A 399-nucleotide genomic window follows, 5' to 3' on the forward strand; every position below is an offset into this window, starting at 1 on the left:
GTGCACGCCTGCGGCTTCGACTCGGTGCCGCACGACCTGGGCGCCTACTTCACCGTGCGGCAGCTGCCCGAGGGCGTTCCCCTGACCGTGGACGGCTTCGTGACCGCCGACGCGGCCTTCTCGGGCGGCACGTTCGCCTCGGCGCTGGGCCAGTTCGCCCGGCCCCGGCAGCTCCGCGCGGCGGCCCGGGACCGCCGGCGCCATGAGCCGCGGCTGGTGGGCCGCCGGGTCTCGGTACCGTCGGGTGCGCCGCGCTACGCCCCGGAGGTGGGCGCCTGGGCCCTGCCGCTGCCGACCGTCGACGCGCAGATCGTGCGCCGGTCGGCGAGGACGCTCGACCGGTACGGGCCCGACTTCCGTTACCGGCACTACGCGGCGGTCCGCCGTCTTCCCGTGGCG

General features: G+C 77.2%; 1 pseudogene. It reads left to right on the forward strand.

Annotated features, from left to right (window positions below):
- Positions 1-399: pseudogene (locus KDL01_RS42545) on the forward strand (saccharopine dehydrogenase); the annotation flags it as partial.

This window comes from Actinospica durhamensis, assembly GCF_018139695.1.
Classification (GTDB): Bacteria; Actinomycetota; Actinomycetes; order Streptomycetales; family Catenulisporaceae; genus Actinospica; species Actinospica durhamensis.